The following is a 2,433-nucleotide window of genomic DNA, read 5'->3' on the forward strand; positions in this document are numbered from 1 at the left end:
GGCGATGACGCGCGTGGCTTCTGGTGACAGGCGGAAAGTCAGGCCGGTTTTCGGAATGAGATAATCGGTGGGGCGATAGTCTTCGAGCTTGAAGACCTGGCCGGTGTCCGTGCGCATTCCGTGGGGTTTCCTGTCGATTCCCGCAGCGGCAGGTGGGTCCGCTGGTCTAAGAAATTTGAAGCACGCGCTCTTTACACGAAACCGTCACTCGACAAAACTGGCGCAGTGCCTATTTCAGGCACTCGTTCTCCCATCATCATCGCGAGGCATTCATGACTGTCGTCACACCGAAATTCGGCATGGGCGCCTCTGTGCTGCGTCGCGAGGACCAAGCCTTCATCAAGGGTCTCGGTCGCTACACGGACGACATCCAGCCGGCTGGCCTCCTGCACGGCTACGTCCTGCGATCGCCGGTGGCCAAGGCAAGCTTCACCATCGGTTCGACCGAGGCGGCCAAGGTGGCACCTGGCGTCCATCTGGTGCTGACTGGTGCGGACCTTGCTCATCTCGGCAAGCTGAAATCCGGCGTCATGCAGAGGCAGCCGGACGGCACCAAGGCGCCGACCCGCGACATTCCGGTCCTTTGCTGCGACCGAGTCAATTATGTCGGCGACGCCGTTGCCTTCGTCGTCGCCGACAGCCGCACCCTGGCGCAGGACGCGGCCGAATTGATCGAGGTCGATTACGAGGCCGAGGATGCCGCGTCCGGCACCGCCACGGCGCTTGACGAAGGCACGCCGCTGGTCTGGCCGGAACTCGGCTCCAACCGTGCCTTCAGCTACCACATCGGCGACCAGGCGAAGACCGCGGCGGCATTCGCCAGGGCGACGCATGTCACCCGCATAGAGTTCATCAACAACCGGCTGGTCTGCAACTACATCGAGCCGCGCTCGGCGATCGGCGTGTGGAACACGCAAGAGAATCGCTTCGTGCTGACCACGGGCTCGCAGGGCGTGCATTCCATGCAGTACATCCTGGCCGATGTGTTCAAGATCAGGAAGAACCAGCTGCGCGTCATCACGCCTGATGTCGGCGGCGGCTTCGGACCGAAAAGCTTCGTCTATCGCGAACATCCGCTGGTGCTCGAGGCCGCCAGGCGCCTTGGCCGCCCGGTGAAATGGGCCGGCGACCGCACCGAGCATTTCCTCACCGATGCGCAAGGCCGCGACAATGTCGTGACCGCTGAGATGGCAATGGACAAGGACGGCCGCTTCCTCGGCATGAAGGTCGATCTTCTCGCCAATATCGGCGCCTATGTCTCGCAATACGGCCCATTCATCCCCTATATCGGCGTCACCATGTCGACCGGCGTCTACGACATCCAGGCGCTCGATGTTTCGGTGACCGGCCTCTACACCAATACCTGCCCGGTCGATGCCTATCGCGGTGCCGGCCGCCCGGAAGCAGCATTCCTCCTGGAAAAGCTCGTCGACGCCTGCGCCCACGATCTGGGCTTGCCAGTCGAAGAGATCCGCCGGCGCAATTTCATTCGGCCTGAGCAGTTTCCCTATCGCACGCAGACGGACCGCCTCTATGATACCGGCGAATTCGCAGGCCATATGGACCGCGCCATCGAAGAGGCGGAGTGGCGGACGTTTCCGGAGCGGCTGGCGCAGTCGAAGGTGGCCGGCAAAATCCGCGGCATCGGCATGGCGACTTATATCGAGGCCTGTGCCTTTCCGGGCTCTGAACCGGCCTTTGTCGAATTGAACGGCGATGGCACGGTGACGCTGAAGATCGGCACCCAGACCAACGGGCAGGGGCACGCGACGGCTTATGCGCAGTTCCTCTCGGAAAAGCTTCATCTCGACATCGACAAGATCCATGTCCGCCAGGGCGACACCGACGAACTGAAAGCCGGCGGCGGCACCGGCGGCTCGCGCTCCATACCCCTTGGCGGTGTATCAGCTTCTCGCGCGGGCGAGGATCTGGCCAACAAGATCAAGCGCATCGCAGCGGATGAGTTGGAAGCCTCGGCCGGCGACATCGAATTGTTCAACGGCGTTGCCCGCATCGTCGGCACCGACCGCATGATCGATTTTTCGGCCATCGCCAAGGCCGCCAAGAACCCGGACGATCTCAAGGGCTTTGGAGAATTCGCGCAGGACGAATGCACCTATCCGAACGGCACCCACATCTGCGAAGTCGAGATCGATCCCGACACCGGCATGACGGAGATTGTCCGCTATACGATCGTCGACGATTTCGGCGTCACCGTGAACCCGATTCTGCTGGCCGGCCAGGTGCATGGCGGCGTCGTCCAGGGCATCGGCCAGGCGCTGACGGAGAACACCGTCTATGACGACGACGGGCAGCTGTTGACGGCGAGCTTCATGGATTACGCCATGCCGCGCGCCGACGATTTCCCGTTCTTCCATTTCGAGACCCGCAACGTGCCCTCGACCACCAATGCACTTGGCATCAAGGGAGCAG

Annotated in this window: 1 protein-coding gene; it reads left to right on the forward strand. The window is 62.3% G+C overall.

The genetic code is table 11. From position 1 onward, the window contains the following. Positions 1-272: 272 nt before the first annotated feature. A partial coding sequence (locus tag EOA86_RS30680) for a xanthine dehydrogenase family protein molybdopterin-binding subunit (protein ID WP_164892138.1) occupies positions 273-2,433 on the forward strand: 2,161 nt, incomplete at its 3' end.

This window comes from Mesorhizobium sp. M5C.F.Ca.IN.020.32.2.1, assembly GCF_004023105.1.
GTDB lineage: Bacteria > Pseudomonadota > Alphaproteobacteria > Rhizobiales > Rhizobiaceae > Mesorhizobium > Mesorhizobium wenxiniae.